The organism is Klebsiella quasivariicola (genome assembly GCF_002269255.1).
GTDB lineage: Bacteria > Pseudomonadota > Gammaproteobacteria > Enterobacterales > Enterobacteriaceae > Klebsiella > Klebsiella quasivariicola.
On the sequence record NZ_CP022823.1, the window covers coordinates 5,023,384 to 5,039,673 of the forward strand.

16 protein-coding genes are annotated in these 16,290 nt (G+C 56.5%); 1 reads left to right on the forward strand and 15 read right to left on the reverse strand.

Annotated elements, in window-relative coordinates; all coding sequences use genetic code 11:
- Window positions 1–17: 17 nt before the first annotated feature.
- From B8P98_RS25270 to B8P98_RS25305, 8 genes are all read right to left on the reverse strand, one after another.
- Window positions 18–677 (reverse strand): YjfK family protein, encoded by a 660-nt coding sequence (locus tag B8P98_RS25270; protein WP_025712629.1) that lies wholly within the window; start codon window positions 675–677, stop codon window positions 18–20.
- A gap of 53 nt (window positions 678–730) precedes the next feature.
- Window positions 731–1,429 carry a PspA/IM30 family protein gene (locus B8P98_RS25275; RefSeq protein ID WP_025712628.1) on the reverse strand — a complete coding sequence of 233 codons (699 nt, stop codon included), beginning with the start codon at window positions 1,427–1,429 and terminating at the stop codon, window positions 731–733.
- Window positions 1,430–1,444: 15 nt separating this feature from the next.
- Window positions 1,445–1,849, reverse strand: coding sequence for a DUF2170 family protein (locus tag B8P98_RS25280; RefSeq protein WP_095033542.1), 405 nt, complete (start codon window positions 1,847–1,849; stop codon window positions 1,445–1,447).
- Between the two features lie 125 nt (window positions 1,850–1,974).
- Window positions 1,975–2,706 (reverse strand): 23S rRNA (guanosine(2251)-2'-O)-methyltransferase RlmB, encoded by a 732-nt coding sequence (rlmB, locus tag B8P98_RS25285; protein ID WP_002885669.1) that lies wholly within the window; start codon window positions 2,704–2,706, stop codon window positions 1,975–1,977.
- 80 nt (window positions 2,707–2,786) lie between these two features.
- The gene (gene rnr, locus B8P98_RS25290) at window positions 2,787–5,219 is read right to left on the reverse strand and encodes a ribonuclease R (protein WP_025712626.1); all 2,433 of its coding nucleotides are present in this window, start codon (window positions 5,217–5,219) and stop codon (window positions 2,787–2,789) included.
- A gap of 36 nt (window positions 5,220–5,255) precedes the next feature.
- The gene (nsrR, locus tag B8P98_RS25295; RefSeq protein ID WP_025712625.1) at window positions 5,256–5,681 is read right to left on the reverse strand and encodes a nitric oxide-sensing transcriptional repressor NsrR; all 426 of its coding nucleotides are present in this window, start codon (window positions 5,679–5,681) and stop codon (window positions 5,256–5,258) included.
- A gap of 150 nt (window positions 5,682–5,831) precedes the next feature.
- Complete coding sequence (locus tag B8P98_RS25300; RefSeq protein WP_025712624.1) at window positions 5,832–7,130, reverse strand: adenylosuccinate synthase; 1,299 nt, start codon at window positions 7,128–7,130, stop codon at window positions 5,832–5,834.
- Window positions 7,131–7,232: 102 nt separating this feature from the next.
- On the reverse strand, window positions 7,233–7,430 hold the full coding sequence (locus tag B8P98_RS25305; RefSeq protein ID WP_002885664.1) for a DUF2065 domain-containing protein: 198 nt from the start codon (window positions 7,428–7,430) through the stop codon (window positions 7,233–7,235).
- A 223-nt stretch (window positions 7,431–7,653) separates the two neighbouring features.
- On the opposite strand from B8P98_RS25305, the gene B8P98_RS25315 reads away from it, so the two are divergent.
- A complete protein-coding gene (locus B8P98_RS25315; RefSeq protein ID WP_025712623.1) occupies window positions 7,654–7,944 on the forward strand; it encodes a hypothetical protein in 291 nt (96 codons plus the stop codon).
- An 81-nt stretch (window positions 7,945–8,025) separates the two neighbouring features.
- On the opposite strand, the gene hflC is transcribed toward B8P98_RS25315, so the two are convergent.
- The 7 genes from hflC to amiB form a co-directional block, all read right to left on the reverse strand.
- Window positions 8,026–9,030, reverse strand: coding sequence for a protease modulator HflC (hflC, locus tag B8P98_RS25320; RefSeq protein ID WP_025712622.1), 1,005 nt, complete (start codon window positions 9,028–9,030; stop codon window positions 8,026–8,028).
- Between the two features lie 2 nt (window positions 9,031–9,032).
- A complete protein-coding gene (hflK, locus tag B8P98_RS25325; protein ID WP_025712621.1) occupies window positions 9,033–10,295 on the reverse strand; it encodes an FtsH protease activity modulator HflK in 1,263 nt (420 codons plus the stop codon).
- Window positions 10,296–10,360: 65 nt separating this feature from the next.
- The gene (gene hflX, locus B8P98_RS25330; protein WP_004146725.1) at window positions 10,361–11,641 is read right to left on the reverse strand and encodes a ribosome rescue GTPase HflX; all 1,281 of its coding nucleotides are present in this window, start codon (window positions 11,639–11,641) and stop codon (window positions 10,361–10,363) included.
- Between the two features lie 75 nt (window positions 11,642–11,716).
- Complete coding sequence (gene hfq, locus B8P98_RS25335; protein ID WP_002885659.1) at window positions 11,717–12,025, reverse strand: RNA chaperone Hfq; 309 nt, start codon at window positions 12,023–12,025, stop codon at window positions 11,717–11,719.
- A 92-nt stretch (window positions 12,026–12,117) separates the two neighbouring features.
- Window positions 12,118–13,068 carry a tRNA (adenosine(37)-N6)-dimethylallyltransferase MiaA gene (gene miaA, locus B8P98_RS25340; RefSeq protein WP_002885652.1) on the reverse strand — a complete coding sequence of 317 codons (951 nt, stop codon included), beginning with the start codon at window positions 13,066–13,068 and terminating at the stop codon, window positions 12,118–12,120.
- Window positions 13,061–14,920 (reverse strand): DNA mismatch repair endonuclease MutL, encoded by a 1,860-nt coding sequence (mutL, locus tag B8P98_RS25345; RefSeq protein WP_025712620.1) that lies wholly within the window; start codon window positions 14,918–14,920, stop codon window positions 13,061–13,063. The genes miaA and mutL overlap by 8 nt, the downstream gene beginning before the upstream one ends.
- Window positions 14,921–14,930: 10 nt before the next feature.
- Entirely contained in the window at window positions 14,931–16,286 is a 1,356-nt protein-coding gene (amiB, locus tag B8P98_RS25350) for an N-acetylmuramoyl-L-alanine amidase AmiB (protein ID WP_025712619.1), read from the reverse strand.
- Window positions 16,287–16,290: the final 4 nt, after the last annotated feature.

Sequence of the window (16,290 nt, forward strand, 5' to 3'; positions counted from 1 at the left end):
ATTTTTCTTCCGTGAAATTACCCAATAATATCCAGTGAGGTGAGTGGAATATCCACTCCCAACGCGTATGAGAAGAGCCATTCAGATTCTCCCCGGTCATTAAACGACTCTTCTCCGTTTAGCAGCAGGTACTCCCACATCTCTTCCGCTACCTGCCGCTGATAGCCCATCGTAAAATTATGAACCTCCCATACGGCATGCTGCTGATTTTCGACTTTCTCCAGCATATAAACTGGCGCAATGTTCCCTGGCTCGCCGCCGTTAAAAAAACGCTGCCAACGCTGCTGGCGCCAGCTAAATGTCGGGGTACCAATACTCGCTGGGCTGATTGCCGAACGCCAGTGTTTTTCCTGGCTGATACCATCGCTTTGGACATAGACAAAGAGCTTAATATCATCGATATCATCGACATCCGCCCCGCCAGTAGTATTAATTTGCAGAAACTCATCGCCGCTGGTGTAGTAACGATAAATCCGGCTACCGCCCCCCAAATCAATTTGACCGGTCGCGGCAATGGTATATGCCTCGCCCGGCAGCTCAACCAGAAGGTTATCCTCCAGCAGGCGAAACGCCAGGGTCTCCAGCGTAAAACCCGCTTTAAGATGTAACCCCAGCGGACCGCATACGGGAGCCGGCGTACTCTTTTTAGCAAAAAGACGCTGAAAAAAATGGGCCATGACCACTCCTTAAAGACTCGCCCATCAGGACAAAACTGACCGTGGAGCCGCAATCATTTGCTCTGTTGTCGACGCAGACGCGCCAGTACATCCTCAGCCGCGCTTTTGTCGGTTGTACCAATGCCGGCTTGCGCGAGCTTCTCAACGAGATCGCTTCCATCCGCCACCTTTTCCAGTTGCGCAGCAGCATCCAGTCTGGCCTGGCGTTCCGCCTGACGGGTTTGCAAACGCCGGAGTGACTCCGCCGCGGTGGAGACCCGAGAAGACGCCCCGAGGGTGGATGTTGTGACCGCCTGCTGCGCCCGCTGCATGGCTTCCGTCGCCTTAACGACTTCCAGCTGCTGTTCAAACTGGGCGATACGTTGAGCCGTCGCATGAACGGCCTGCTCAACGCCATCGCGCGAGGATTCAAGGTTAGCGAGCACGCGCTTTTCTACAGCAATCTCGTTTTCCAGGCGGGCAATCTCTGTAGCGACTTCGTTAATCAAATCCGCAGCGACATTTTTATTCAGCGCCTCCAGGGCACGTGCTTCCAGCATGTCTTTACGCGCACGCAGATCTTGCAGTTTATCGTTGCTTAGTTTTACCCGTGCGAGCAGGTCGACACGCGATTGGCCTGCTTTATCCAGTGCGCTTTTTGCATCGCGAATATGTTGTTCGAGGATCCTGACGCCCTGCGCTTCCTCAATGGTCTCTCCGGCCTGCGAGACCATGGATTTACCCAGCGTAAACAGGCTCTTTAATATTCCCATCAATAGCGTTCCTTGTTATTCGTTCGTATATTGTTCTATCAACTCAGCAAGATCTAATGCATTAGCGGCCAGCGTCGCGATCTCCAGCACCACATCTTCCAGCGAGGAATTGAGCGACAGGGCGCCAAACGCGACATAATATTCATCATTCTTAAGACGGGATATCGCGACCGAGGAGAGAGGGAGTAATTTTTGATGGCGTAAAATGAAGGCGTTAAACAAGTCCTGCCGCTGAATAGTGCTCAGCGGACAAATAATAGTTTCAATAATTATTTGTCGGGAGGTAAATAATACATTAAGTCGTAGATCGCCGTAATCATTCATTATAATGATAAATGAATGCTCGCTATCATCGATGTTTACATTTAACTCAGCTGCCTGCTGGAGCGCACTCGCGAGCGCTCGAGGAGTCCATCCCATATATTATTCCATATATTAAGCATTAAATAATAAATACAACTTATATCAATATTGCCGTTTATTTTAGCAATAGACGTAAAAAAAAAGCCATCTTAATTAAGATGGCTTTTTCTGAAAAAAATACCTTAGCTGCGCTGGCGTACTGCTTCAAACAAACAGATGCCGGTAGCGACCGAGACGTTCAGCGAGGAGACGCTGCCCGCCATCGGGATGCTGATCAGCTCATCGCAGTGCTCGCGGGTCAGGCGGCGCATACCTTCACCTTCCGCCCCCATCACCAGCGCCATCGGCCCGGTCATTTTGCTCTGGAATAGCGTATGGTCGGCTTCGCCAGCGGTTCCGACGATCCAGACGTTTTCTTCCTGCAGCAGGCGCATAGTGCGCGCCAGGTTGGTGACGCGGATCAGCGGAACGTTCTCCGCTGCGCCACAGGCGACTTTCTTCGCCGTCGCATTCAGCTGCGCGGAACGATCTTTCGGCACAATTACCGCGTGCACCCCGGCAGCGTCGGCGCTGCGCAGACAGGCGCCGAGATTGTGCGGATCGGTCACACCGTCGAGGATCAGCAGGAAGGGTTGATCGAGTTGCGCCAGCAGATCCGGCAGATCGTTCTCCTGGTACTGACGCCCCGGCTTCACGCGGGCAATGATCCCCTGGTGCACTGCGCCTTCGCTCTTCTCATCAAGAAACTGACGGTTGGCCAGCTGAATCACCACGCCCTGCGCTTCCAGGGCATGGATCAGCGGCAGCAGGCGCTTATCCTCACGGCCTTTCAGAATATAAACTTCCTGAAAACGCTCAGGTGCGCGCTCCAGCAGTGCCTGCACCGCATGGATGCCGTAAATCATTTCACTCATTGATGTACTCGTTTTAGGTTCTGTTATCCGCCCCTTCACCCCATCCTGCGCCAGCAGATTTCAGGGTGAAGGGAGGTCAATCACTCAGCGATCTTCTTCTTTGCCGCACGCTTGGCTTTGGTGGCGGCGGCGATTTTCTGCGTTTTAGCGGACGGTTTTTTCGCTTTTTTCTCTTTCTTCGGCTTTGCCGTGTCCTTCTCTTTTCGGAAGGCACTGTCCGGCTCGAAGTTTACCTGTTTTCCGACCTGGCGGCGGCGACCACCCGGTTTGCCTGAGCTGCTCTTTTTCGCTTTCTCACGGGCCGTTTTGCCGACATTACGCGGCGCACGCTCGCTGGAGATCAGCGTAAAGTCGATTTTCCGCTCGTCCATGTTGACGGCTTCCACACGAACTTCCACGCGGTCGCCCAGGCGATAGGTTTGACCGCCGGACTCGCCAATCAGACGCTGGCCCACCTGGTCGAAACGATAATAGTCATTATCCAGGCTGGAAACATGCACCAGACCGTCGATAAACAGATCGTTCAGGCGGACGAAGAAGCCAAAACCGGTCACGCTGGCGATGACACCGGAGAAGGTGTTCCCTACCTGATCCTGCATAAAGTCGCATTTCAGCCAGTCGGACACTTCGCGCGTCGCTTCGTCGGCGCGGCGCTCGGTCATCGAACAGTGCTGGCCCAGCTGCAGCATCTCTTCCATGCTGTAGTGCCAGCCGCCGGTCTCGGTGCTATTTCCTTTGTGGCCCTGTTCTTTAGCCAGCAGATATTTAATGGCGCGGTGCAGCGACAGATCCGGGTAGCGGCGAATCGGCGAGGTGAAGTGGGCGTAGGACTGCAGCGCCAGGCCAAAGTGACCGCGGTTTTCCGGATCGTAGACCGCCTGCTTCATGGAGCGCAGGAGCATCGTCTGCAGCATTTCCGCATCCGGGCGATCGGCGATGGAGGTCAGCAATTCGGCATAATCACGCGGCTCCGGTTTGTTGCCGCCAGGCAGCTCCAGTCCCAGCTCAGCCAGCACAGTACGGAAGGAGGTAATCGCTTCAGTGGTTGGCTTATCATGGATACGGAACAGCGCCGGCTCCTGCGCCTTCTCAACGAAGCGCGCGGCGGAGATGTTCGCCAGGATCATGCACTCTTCAATCAGCTTATGCGCATCGTTACGCTGAGTCTGTTCGATACGCTCAATACGGCGTTCGGCATTAAAGATGAATTTAGCTTCTTCACTTTCAAATGAGATACCGCCGCGCTCTTCGCGGGCGCTCTCCAGTACCTTGTAGAGGTTATGCAGCTCTTCAATGTGCTTCACCAGCGGCGCGTAGTGTTCACGCAGCTCCTGGTCACCCTGCAGCATATGCCAGACCTTGGTGTAGGTCAGGCGAGCATGTGAACTCATCACCGCTTCATAGAATTTATAGCCGGTCAGACGGCCTTTTGACGAAATCGTCATTTCGCACACCATGCACAGGCGATCGACCTGCGGGTTCAGCGAGCATAGACCGTTAGACAGCACTTCCGGCAGCATCGGTACCACCTGCGACGGGAAGTAGACCGAGGTACCACGGCTGCGTGCTTCAGCATCCAGCGGCGTCCCCGGGCGCACATAGTAGCTGACGTCGGCAATGGCTACCCACAGGCGCCAGCCGCCGCCGCGTTTCTTCTCGCAGTACACCGCGTCATCGAAGTCGCGGGCATCTTCGCCATCAATAGTGACCAACGGCAGGGAACGCAGATCGACGCGCCCGACCTTTGCTTCTTCCGGCACCTGCTCTTTGAGACCGGAAACCTGTTTTTCCACCGCAGGCGGCCAGACGTAAGGAATTTCATGGGTACGCAGCGCCATATCGACGGCCATGCCGGTGCCCATGTTGTCGCCCAGCACTTCGACGATTTTCCCCACCGCTTTGGTGCGGCGGGTCGGGCGCTGGGTCAGTTCGACCACTACTACGTAGCCCATCCGCGCGCCCATTATGTCTTCAGGCGGGATCAGGATATCGAAGCTCAGGCGGCTGTCGTCCGGGACGACGAAGCCGACGCCGGCATCGGTGAAGTAGCGGCCAACAATCTGGCTGGTCTTCGGCACCAGGACGCGGACGATGCGCGCTTCGCGGCGGCCCTTACGGTCCGCGCCCAGCGGCTGAGCCAGCACCTGGTCGCCGTGAATACAGGTTTTCATCTGTTCTGACGACAGATACAGATCGTCCTTGCGCCCTTCAACGCGCAGAAAACCATAGCCATCACGGTGGCCAATAACGGTTCCTTTAAGGAGATCAAGGCGCTCAGGCAGCGCATAGCACTGGCGACGGGTGAAAACCAGCTGACCGTCGCGCTCCATCGCGCGCAAGCGGCGACGTAGCGCTTCAGTTTGCTCTTCACCCTCGATATTTAACTCGATGGCCAGCTCATCGCGGCTGGCAGGCTTTTCCCGTTTGGTTAAATGTTCGAGGATAAATTCCCGGCTCGGGATAGGATTCGCGTACTTCTCAGCTTCGCGTTCCTGGAATGGATCTTGTGACATATCGGTTCCTCCGTTGTCATCTCCGGCAGAGTGGCGTCACTCCACCAGCAATAATTTATAAAGCGGTTGATTCTTCTCAACCAAATCAGCCAGCGTATAGTTATCCAGCTCCTTGAGAAAACTCTGCGCGGCTTCAGCTAGCGCCTGTTTCAGACGACAGGCTGGTGTAATGTGGCAAAATTCGCTGCTGCAGTTGACCAGCGATAAAGGTTCCAGGTCGCGCACCACGTCGCCGACGCGGATCTGCCCTGCTGGTTTGCCGAGGCGAATGCCCCCGTTCTTCCCCCGCACGGCAGTCACGTAGCCCACACGGCTTAACTGATTGATTATTTTAACCATATGATTACGGGAGACGCCATAGACCTCGGTTACTTCCGAGATGCTGGTCATCCGTCCTTCCGGCAGCGACGCCATATAAATCAGCGCGCGTAATCCGTAATCGGTGAAACTCGTTAACTGCACATAAACCTCAGGGAAAAGAAAACAGGGTATGTCGAGCGACATCATTATTATTGATGATAAACCAGCCAGCGCTCAGGCCGCTAATTTATTTGAAATGGGGCGGGCGAACAGCAAAAACAAGGGCGCCCGAACGGCGCCCCTTGCGAGTGATTACGCGTCGAACGGGTCGCGCAGAATCATGGTCTCGGTACGGTCTGGACCGGTAGAAATAATATCCACCGGGACGCCAGTCAGCTCTTCAATACGCTGGATGTAGTTCAGGGCTGCCTGCGGCAGGCCGCTGCGCTCTTTCACGCCGAAGGTGGTTTCGGACCAGCCCGGCATTGTTTCGTAGATAGGCTCGATACCTTCCCAGTTGTCGGCAGCCAGCGGAGTGGTGGTCACTTCACGGCCGTCCGGCATACGGTAGCCGACGCAGATTTTCACTTCTTTCAGGCCGTCGAGGACGTCCAGTTTAGTCAGGCAGAAGCCGGACAGGGAGTTAATCTGCACTGCGCGACGAACTGCGACCGCGTCCAGCCAGCCGGTACGACGACGACGGCCGGTGGTCGCGCCGAACTCGTTACCCTGCTTGCAGAGGAACTCGCCGGTTTCATCAAACAGCTCGGTCGGGAACGGACCTGCACCGACGCGAGTCGAATACGCTTTAATGATACCCAGGACGTAATCCACATAACGCGGACCCAGGCCGGAGCCGGTCGCCACGCCACCTGCGGTGGTGTTAGAGGAGGTCACGTACGGATAGGTACCGTGGTCGATATCCAGCAGCGTACCCTGCGCGCCTTCGAACATGACGAAGTCGCCACGCTGACGCGCCTGATCCAGCAGGTCGGATACGTCAACCACCATGCCGGTCAGGATGTCGGCAATCGCCATCACATCGTCCAGCACTTTCTGGTAGTCAACCGCTTCTGCTTTATAGAAGTTCACCAGCTGGAAGTTGTGATACTCCATCACTTCTTTCAGTTTATCGGCGAAAGTCGCTTTATCGAACAGATCGCCAACGCGCAGACCACGACGAGCGACTTTATCTTCGTAAGCCGGGCCGATGCCGCGACCGGTGGTGCCGATCGCCTTCGCGCCGCGCGCTTTTTCACGTGCCACGTCCAGCGCCACGTGATAGTCAAGGATAAGCGGGCAGGCTTCAGAGAGCAGCAGACGCTCGCGAACCGGGATACCACGGTCTTCCAGGCCCTTCATCTCTTTCATCAGCGCAGCCGGAGACAGCACGACGCCGTTACCGATAATGCTGGTGACGTTTTCACGCAGAATGCCTGATGGAATAAGATGGAGAACGGTTTTTTCACCGTTGATTACGAGAGTATGGCCGGCGTTGTGACCACCCTGGTAGCGCACAACATATTTAGCCCGTTCTGTCAGGAGATCGACGATCTTCCCTTTACCTTCGTCACCCCATTGGGTGCCCAGTACGACGACGTTGTTACCCATTTTTCAAAATCACCGTTTGCTTAAAAATGGATTCTACCATCGCTTTTTCAGAGTTACAGCACTTTTTGCATCCAAAATAAGGCAAATCCGACCACTTTTTGATCAGCCAATCGATTTCCTCAACATGTAGTAGATCACAATCCCGGCAACCACAAGTCCGCCGCCAAAACGGCGCAATAAATTATCCGGTAGCTGGCTCAGGCTGGCGACCATTTTGCGCCAGGCGCGAGGATAGAGTAGCGGGCCGAGCCCTTCGAGTACTAAAACCAGCGCCAGCGCCAGCCAAATGGTGGAGTTCATCGTCAACCTTAATTGAAAAGTATTCTTGCCGCTCTCGCGGGCGTCGGTAGCCAGCATGGTGAATTCATTCCCTCATTTCACATTGTCCCGTATTTCATCTTCATTATGAAACGATAAGGTGAAACAAAATTCACAACTAATTGTATTGCTGGATATTTTTTAAATTGTAACTATGCCATCGCGTACTACAACCCGGTACGTCTACATAATCAGGAAGATTATCATGAGAGAATTAACCGCATTTGAAATCGAAAATGTGAGCGGCGCAGGCTGGTTACAGGATGGCCTGGCTTCCTTAGGCAGCAAGGTCGGCGCCTCCGTATGGACGATGGGTACCGATGCCCTGAGCATCAGCCTGCCGCTGATTGGCACCATCAATCTGGCCGACCTGGCGCCAGACCTGGGCAAAACCCTGGGCGAAAGCGTCGGGTCTACCATCGGCGGCACCATCGAAAGTGCGCTGGCGAGCCTGCCGGTAGTCGGTGGCCTGCTGAATAAACTGCTGGGCAACTAATTCACGCCTCCGCAGTATGAAAAAAGGCGCCTGTTTCAGGCGCCTTTTCGCGTTAGTACTTCAGATTTACACCTTCTCGGCTTATTTGCGTGCCGAATCCGGTGAACGCATATAGCGGAAGAAGTCGCTGTCCGGACTCAGGACCATCACGTCCTGATTACTCTGGAAGCTCTTCTCATAAGCACGCAGGCTACGGATAAAGGAATAGAAGCCTGGATCCTGGCTGAACGCGTCGGCAAACAGCTTCGCCGATTCCGCATCACCTTCACCGCGTAGGATACGGCCCTGGCGCTCAGCTTCCGCCAGCGTCTTGGTGACTTCATAGTCCGCGGTCGCGCGCAGTTTCTCAGCCTCTTCCTGGCCCTGTGAACGGTGGCGACGAGCAACCGCTTCACGCTCCGCGCGCATACGGTTGTAGATCGCTTCCGACACTTCCGCCGGCAGGTTGATCTGTTTGATACGTACGTCGACAACTTCGATACCAAGCGCCGCCATACTGTTCGGGTTGATTACCTGCACTTTACCGTTGGTTTCGGCTTCTACACGCTCTGCCGCTTTGGCAATCGCGTCGTCAGCTGCCGGGGTGCTAACCTCGTCATCCGTACCCGCCGAGCCTGAGTTCAGCGCATCGCGTACTTCCAGGGTCAGGCGACCACGGGAGTCTGTCACGATGTCTTTCACATCCAGGCGACCAATTTCAGAACGCAGACGGTCCGAGAATTTACGCTTCAGCAGCACCTCGGCCTGAGAGACGTCGCCGCCGCCGGTAGCCAGGTAGTAACGGCTGAAGTCGCTGATACGCCATTTAATGTAGGAGTCGACGATCAGGTCTTTCTTCTCTTTAGTGACGAAACGATCGGCCTGGTTATCCATGGTCTGAATGCGCGCATCCAGCATCTTCACCGATTCGATAAACGGGATCTTGAAGTGCAGGCCCGGCGCATACACCAGCGGCTTGTTCTCGTCGTCGCGCAGGACTTTACCAAAACGCAGCGTAATACCGCGCTCGCCTTCTTTTACGACAAAGACTGACATGTAGAGCACTACCAGCACGATGACAATGATCGCGATAACAGATTTACGCATCGTTATTCCCCCTGACGCTGGTAGTCGTTACGCTGCGCGTTAGCGCGGCGTTGGTCCATAATGCTACCCCCGGTTGAGCTCGAGGTTGATGAGTTGCTGGCGCTGCTTGAGCTGGATGCTGGCGGCAGGCGCAGCAGATCGCTGGCGTCACTGCTATCGCTCTTTGCTGCCGGCGCAGCGGCGCCTTTCAGCATCTGGTCCAGCGGCAGAACCATCAGATTGCCGTTTTTGCTGTCATTGACCAGCACTTTACGGGTGTGGCTCAGCACTTTTTCCATGGTTTCGATGTACAGACGCTCGCGGGTAATTTCCGGCGCGGCTTTGTATTCCGGCAGGATCTTCGCAAAGCGAGCCACTTCACCCTGGGCTTCCAGAACGGTCTGGGTCTTATAGGCGCGTGCCTCTTCGAGGATACGCTGCGCCTGACCATTCGCCCGCGGCTGAACTTCGTTGGTATACGCTTCCGCTTCACGGATGTACTGCTGTTCGTTCTCACGCGCGGCAATAGCATCGTCAAACGCGGCCTTCACCTCTTCCGGCGGACGCGCCGTCTGGAAGTTGACGTCCAGCAGAGTGATACCCATGTTGTACGGGCGAATCGTCTCTTCCAGCTCGCGCTGGGTATCGCTACGGATCACGGTACGACCTTCGGTCAGGATGCGATCCATGGTGTATTTGCCGATCACGCCGCGCAACGCGCTGTCGGTGGCCTGACGCAGGCTGTCATCCGCGCTGGTGACGCTAAACAGATAGCGCTCCGGATCGGTGACGCGGTACTGCACGTTCATCTCAACGCGCACCACGTTTTCGTCAGAGGTCAGCATAACGCCGGAAGCCGCCAGTTCGCGTACCGACTCCACGTTCACCGCCTGAACGTTATCGATAAAAGTCGGCTTCCAGTTCAGGCCCGGTTCAACCAGATGGCTAAACTTGCCAAAACGAGTGACCACGCCGCGTTCGGCTTCTTTAATGGTATAGAAACCGCTGGCCGCCCAGATAATTACTGCTGCCGCGGCAACGATGCCGACAATACGCCCGCCCATCGGTCCACGAGGTCCCTGTGCGCTATTACCACCGCCCAGTCCGCCCTTGCCGCCGCCGAGCCCGCCAAGTTTTTTACTTAACTTGCGGAAGATATCATCCAGATCCGGTGGCCCCTGCTCGCGACCACCTTTGTTGCCATTTCCCTCAGAGTTGCCGCCAGGTTTGCTGCTCCCCCACGGGTCGCGGTCCTGTCCGTTATTACCGGGCTGATTCCACGCCATGTATATGCTCCATATTTGTTTTTGATATCCCCACAGGGGTCAATATCTTCAGGCAAGTTGCAAGATCAAACCACATAGTCAACAAGCGTTGGCTCTTGCTTACAGAGGCGCCGCCAGTCAACGATCGGCATGCGCACCTGCAGACTCACGCTGCCGTCATCCTCCATCCACTCTTTTTCTATCGCCTGAAGCTGATAGAAGCGGCTTCTCAGTCGCCCTTCTTTCGGCGGTAAGCGCAGCGTATGCTGGGCCACTTCACCGGAAAGACGCTCTGTTAACGCCTGAAAAAGCAGTGGTACGCCCACCCCGGTCTGGGCTGAAAGCCAGACCCGAATGGGTTTATTTTCATCGTCACGATCGATGCGCGGTTCAAAATCGTCAAGCATGTCGATTTTGTTCATCACCAGCAGCGCTGGGATCTCATCGGCCTCAATCTCAGCGAGAACCGTATTTACCGCATCAATATTTTCCTGCACGCGAACATCCGCCGCGTCAATCACATGCAGCAGCAGCGTCGCCTGACGCGTCTCCTGCAACGTCGCTTTAAACGCGGCCACCAGATCGTGCGGCAGATGGCGAATAAAACCGACGGTATCGGCCAGCACCGTTTCGCCGACGTCAGGGACGTCAATGCGGCGCAGCGTCGGGTCGAGGGTGGCGAACAACTGGTTCGCGGCATAGACCTCAGCGGCGGTGATCTGGTTAAAGAGCGTTGATTTTCCGGCGTTGGTGTAGCCCACCAGCGACACGGTTGGAATATCGGCTTTCGCGCGCGACCGCCGCCCCTGCTCACGCTGTTTCTCGACTTTTTCCAGCCGCGACAGGATCTGCATGATGCGGTTACGCAATAAACGACGGTCGGTTTCGAGCTGAGTTTCACCCGGGCCACGCAAACCAATACCGCCCTTTTGTCTTTCAAGGTGGGTCCAGCCGCGGACAAGGCGGGTCGCCATATGGCGCAGCTGCGCCAGCTCGACCTGCAGTTTCCCTTCATGGGTGCGCGCGCGCTGGGCGAAAATATCTAAAATAAGACCGGTGCGATCGATAACCCGGCATTCGCACAGGCGCTCCAGGTTGCGTTCTTGTGCCGGACTCAGGGCATGATCGAAGAGCACGACCGAGGCGCCGGTCGCTTTAACGGCTTCCGCAATTTCGACTGCCTTACCTTCACCAACAAAATACTTCGGGTGCGGTGCTTTACGGCTACCGGTAATCACCTGCATTGCTTCGACACCGGCGGAAGAGGCCAGAGTTTCAAACTCCTGGAGATCTTCCATATCTTTGTCTTGCGAAAAATAGATGTGTACCAGTACCGCCTGCTCACCGGCGTCATAACGGTCAAACAAGCGTAAACCCCTTATAAAATACCAGCGGGGAACACAGAAAACCTGGCTCCCCGGCGTGGAAAAACAGCACTGGCCTTATTCGGCGTCGTCGCTGTCTTGTTGCGGCGCAGAAGAGCCCTGCGCGCTACCACCGTGGTGATAGTTACTGGAACCGCCGCCAGCATTATTGCTGTGGTGAGACACCGGGCGAGACGGGACAACAGTAGAAATTGCGTGCTTATAGACCATCTGGCTGACCGTGTTCTTCAACAGGATCACGAACTGATCGAAAGACTCAATTTGCCCTTGCAGCTTGATACCATTCACCAAATAAATAGAAACCGGAACGCGTTCCCGACGCAAAGCGTTCAGGAACGGATCTTGTAAAGATTGCCCCTTAGCCATTCTCTCTTTTCCTTATATGTATGCTTGTTTTGTACTCAGAACCTTTCGATTCTCAAAAAAAATTACGCACGATACCGTTTAATTGTACACGTTCAGTTCTGGCTCGCACCAACAACCTGTAATACTTTGTTGAGCGCTTGTTCAGGTTGTTCACTGTCTAACCAGTGCACACCTTCCCAACCGCGCAGCCAGGTGACCTGACGTTTGGCTAACTGTCTCGTGGCGCAAACACCTCGATAAACCATCTCATCATACGGGATCTCGCCATTGAGATATGACCACATCTGGCGGTATCCGACACAACGGATGGAAGGCATATCCGTATGCAAATCTCCGCGGGCAAAAAGCGCCCGTACTTCTGCTTCAAAACCTGAAGCTAACATCTGATGAAAACGCTGTTCTATGCGTTGATGGAGCAGTTCACGGCTCGCCGGGGCGATGGCGAACTGATGCACCTGATATGGCAGAGCGTCTCCTGACGTTTGCGTCAGTTCCGTTAAAGTTTTACCCGAAATGAAAAAAACTTCCAGTGCCCGGGAAAGCCTTTGCGGATCATTTGGATGAATACGCGCAGCAGCCACGGGATCGATCTCCTGTAATTGCTGATGTAACGCGTTCCACCCCTGCTCTGCGGCCTGCTGCTCAATCCGCGCTCTGACCTCTGGGTCAGCCGACGGTAAGGGCGACAATCCTTCCAGCAACGCTTTGAAATACAACATTGTTCCGCCGACCAACAGCGGAATTCGCCCGGCGGCGACAATGTCCGCCATCGCCGCCAGCGCATCGCGGCGAAAATCAGCCGCGGAATAGGCTTCTGCAGGATCCAAAATATCCAGCAGCCGGTGCGGCGCAGCGCTAAGCTCCGCGGCATCCGGTTTGGCAGTGCCAATATCCATTCCCCGATAAATGAGGGCGGAATCAACACTAATCAACTCTACTGGCAAAACTTTACGTAAGGCTATCGCCAGCGCGGTTTTGCCGGAGGCCGTCGGGCCCATTAAAAAAATTGCCTTGGGCAGGCTCGCCTCGGTTACATCATTCATCTTTCAGGGCATTCATCGCCGAATGGAGATCTACAGGTTGTAACAGGCCACCCGGCGGCGTTTTCACCAGCTGCGGGCAAAGACGTTCGACGTCCGCCAGCAGCGCAATCGCCTGCGCCATATTCCATGACGCCTGTTCGCTCGTCAGATTACGCGCCATCCAGTGTGCGATGTTGCCGACGTCGAATGCGTTTTGCTGCGCCAGGTAGCCTATCAGTTCAGGAATCAAGATTTGTAAATTTTGTTGTCTTAAGGGTAAAGGGACCGCGCGCACCGTCACGTGCAGAGCATCGGCATGGAGCTCGATCCCCAGCTGCGTTAGCGCCGGCTGCGCGGCGGCCAGCGCCTGTTTTTCCCCTTCCGTGACTTTTAACCGCAGCGGGATCAGCAGCGGCTGGGCACATACCGCTTCCACCCCCGGCGTTAACTGCGCCTGGCGTAGCCAGCGCTCGGCTACAGCCAATGACAATAGCGCCAGACCGCCCTCGCGCTCCAGCAGCGCACAATCGCCGCCGACAATCGTCAGCACTCTGCCAAAGCTCTGGCTGTGGCCGGCCAGCTCTGTCGTGGTCGGCGTCTGTACCACTGGCTGCGGCGCGGCGGGCGTGTCGAGCAACTGACGATAAAGCGCGCCTTGCTGCTTCTGGTAACCCGGCTGCGCGTGCGGCCAGCTCGCACCGCCCGGTTTGCCGCTGGAGGCGGCAGGCTCACGCGACGATGTATTGCTGAATCGGGTGGCCGGTTCACGCGCTTCCGACGGACGCGCAAAATGATTGCCTCCTGCGGCGATACGATTCTCCGGCATCTGGCGTGGCGCCGGCGGGTCGTCTTTTTCCGCCAGCGGCGCGTCAAGCTGCTGCTGCAGTACGCTTAGTACGCCCTGGTAGATAAAGTCGTGCACCAGGCGCGACTGATGGAATCGCACCTCGTGCTTGGCCGGATGGACGTTCACATCTACCTGATGGGGATCGATCTCCAGATACAGCACAAACGCCGGCTGCTGATCGGCTCCCAGCTTGTCTTCACAGGCCTGGCGGATAGCATGGTTGATCAGCCGGTCGCGCATCATCCGCCCGTTAACGTAGCAATACTGAATTTCCGCCAGCGCCGAAGTGGTATGGAGCGGATCGGCAACCCAGCCACGCAAGGTCAAATCGCCATGCTGCCACTCGATCGCCAGCGCGTGTTCGAGAAAAGCGGCGCCGCAAATGGTTCCCAGCCGCCGCTCCCGCTGGCCATCCTGCGCCACTGCCCGGTACTGGCGCATCACCTTGCCGTTATGACTGAGGTTAATGGTGACGTCGAAACGCGCCAGCGCAATGCGGCGCACCACCTCGTCAATGTGGCCGAACTCGGTTTTTTCGGTGCGCATGAATTTGCGCCGTGCTGGCGTGTTGTAGAACAGATCGAGGACTTCCAGGGTGGTGCCGACCGGGTGTGCCGCCGGCTTTACCGTCACCGCCTGATCGCGGCCTTCGGCATACGCCTGCCAGGCTTCCTGCTGTTCCGCCGTCCGCGAAGTCAGCGTTAAGCGCGCCACCGAACTGATACTGGCCAGCGCTTCGCCGCGAAAGCCGAGGCTGATAATCGCCTCCAGATCGTCAAGCGAGGCGATCTTACTGGTCGCATGGCGAGCCAGGGCCAGCGCCAGCTCGTCTTTTTTGATGCCGCAGCCGTTATCGCGGATGCGAATGAGCTTCGCGCCGCCGCGTTCGATATCAATATCAATCCGCGTGGCGCCGGCATCAAGGCTGTTTTCAACCAGCTCTTTCACCACCGACGCGGGTCGTTCCACCACTTCGCCGGCGGCAATCTGGTTGGCGAGCTGCGGCGGTAGAACCTGAATCGGCATCCCCTGCTCCTTAGTTAATCAACATCCCGCCCGGCGCCGCAGCGCTGGCGGTTTGCGCCGCCTCCCCACGAGGCGCCGACTGCAGCGGATGCTGCATAAAGTAGTTACGCAGGCCGTTGTAAATCGCCTGTGCGATCTGCTCCTGGTAATCATCGCTCCCCAGCAGCCGCTCTTCGCCGTTGTTACTGATAAAGCCCGTTTCCACGAGGATCGACGGGATATCCGGCGAACGCAGCACGCCAAGGCTGGCATGCTCCGGACGGCGTTTATGCAGGTTACCAATGCGCTGCAGCTGACTCAGCACGTTTGTCGCTACATCGTAGCCGACGCGCTGGGAATGACCGAACTGCAGATCCAGCACCGCCTGGCTCAGGTAGGGATCGGCCTGGCTGTTCGCCAGCACGTCGCCCGCTCCGCCGAGCAGTTCAGACTGTTTCTCATGCTGCTCGAGCCAGCCGGCCATTTCGCTGTTGGCGCGACGGTTCGAGAGCACCCACACCGAGGCGCCGGTCGCATCGCGGTTTGGCGCGGCGTCGGCGTGGATAGAAACGAGGAAGTTGGCGTTTTGCTTACGCGCCACATCAGAGCGGCCCATCACCGAAATAAAGTAATCTCCGTCGCGGGTCAGCACTGGCTTAAACTGCGGGTCGGCGCTCAGCAGCGCCCGCAGCTTGCGCGCGATGGCGATAGTCACGTTTTTCTCTTTGGTGCCGTTCGGGCCAATCGCCCCCGGATCCTGGCCGCCGTGTCCGGCATCGATGGCGATAATGACCTTATCATCCGCCGACACCGTGCGGGCCGCCGGGCGAGCCACGGTCTGATTGTTGGTCATCGCCGGCTGAGAGGTGGTCATCACCGTCTGCCGTTCAGGAGCCGACGAACTGAACGGGTTCCGCCCTGGCGTCGTCGTACGGGAAGACATCACCGGCGGCGGATCGGCCCGTTTCACCACCACGGGAGGCGGCGGTGGCGGCGGCGGCGCGTCGGCATTGATGGTAAAGACCACCGTGTAATTCGCCCCGTTCTGCTGCTTCACCGCCCGCGTTTTGCCATCTTCCGTCAGATCCACCAGCAAACGCAGCGTCTGCGTATCCTGCGGCGTGCCGGCGCGAATGCTCTTCACCAGGTTGCTGCCGCTAAACTGCAGCGGTAGTCCCTGCAATACGCCGGTCTGTTTGATATCCAGCGCCACCAGTCGTTTGCCCTGCGGGGTAAAGGAGTACTCCGGTTCACCGACAAAGCTAAGAGTAATACGGGCCTGCTGGTCACCGTTGGAGACCTGGATATCGGATAAACTCGCCGCAGTGGCGTGAAGACTCGACAGCATCAGCGCAGCGGCAAGCCAGGTGGTTATGCGATACTTCATCCCG

What these genes read in the sequence shown, in the direction of transcription:
- B8P98_RS25270 (WP_025712629.1), bottom strand. Translation starts at nt 677, where the DNA reads ATGGCCCATTTTTTTCAGCGTCTTTTTGCTAAAAAGAGTACGCCGGCT.
- B8P98_RS25275 (WP_025712628.1), bottom strand. Translation starts at nt 1,429, where the DNA reads ATGGGAATATTAAAGAGCCTGTTTACGCTGGGTAAATCCATGGTCTCG.
- B8P98_RS25280 (WP_095033542.1), bottom strand. Translation starts at nt 1,849, where the DNA reads ATGGGATGGACTCCTCGAGCGCTCGCGAGTGCGCTCCAGCAGGCAGCT.
- rlmB (WP_002885669.1), bottom strand. Translation starts at nt 2,706, where the DNA reads ATGAGTGAAATGATTTACGGCATCCATGCGGTGCAGGCACTGCTGGAG.
- rnr (WP_025712626.1), bottom strand. Translation starts at nt 5,219, where the DNA reads ATGTCACAAGATCCATTCCAGGAACGCGAAGCTGAGAAGTACGCGAAT.
- B8P98_RS25300 (WP_025712624.1), bottom strand. Translation starts at nt 7,130, where the DNA reads ATGGGTAACAACGTCGTCGTACTGGGCACCCAATGGGGTGACGAAGGT.
- B8P98_RS25305 (WP_002885664.1), bottom strand. Translation starts at nt 7,430, where the DNA reads ATGAACTCCACCATTTGGCTGGCGCTGGCGCTGGTTTTAGTACTCGAA.
- B8P98_RS25315 (WP_025712623.1), top strand. Translation starts at nt 7,654, where the DNA reads ATGAGAGAATTAACCGCATTTGAAATCGAAAATGTGAGCGGCGCAGGC.
- hflC (WP_025712622.1), bottom strand. Translation starts at nt 9,030, where the DNA reads ATGCGTAAATCTGTTATCGCGATCATTGTCATCGTGCTGGTAGTGCTC.
- hflK (WP_025712621.1), bottom strand. Translation starts at nt 10,295, where the DNA reads ATGGCGTGGAATCAGCCCGGTAATAACGGACAGGACCGCGACCCGTGG.
- hfq (WP_002885659.1), bottom strand. Translation starts at nt 12,025, where the DNA reads ATGGCTAAGGGGCAATCTTTACAAGATCCGTTCCTGAACGCTTTGCGT.
- miaA (WP_002885652.1), bottom strand. Translation starts at nt 13,068, where the DNA reads ATGAATGATGTAACCGAGGCGAGCCTGCCCAAGGCAATTTTTTTAATG.
- mutL (WP_025712620.1), bottom strand. Translation starts at nt 14,920, where the DNA reads ATGCCGATTCAGGTTCTACCGCCGCAGCTCGCCAACCAGATTGCCGCC.
- amiB (WP_025712619.1), bottom strand. Translation starts at nt 16,286, where the DNA reads ATGAAGTATCGCATAACCACCTGGCTTGCCGCTGCGCTGATGCTGTCG.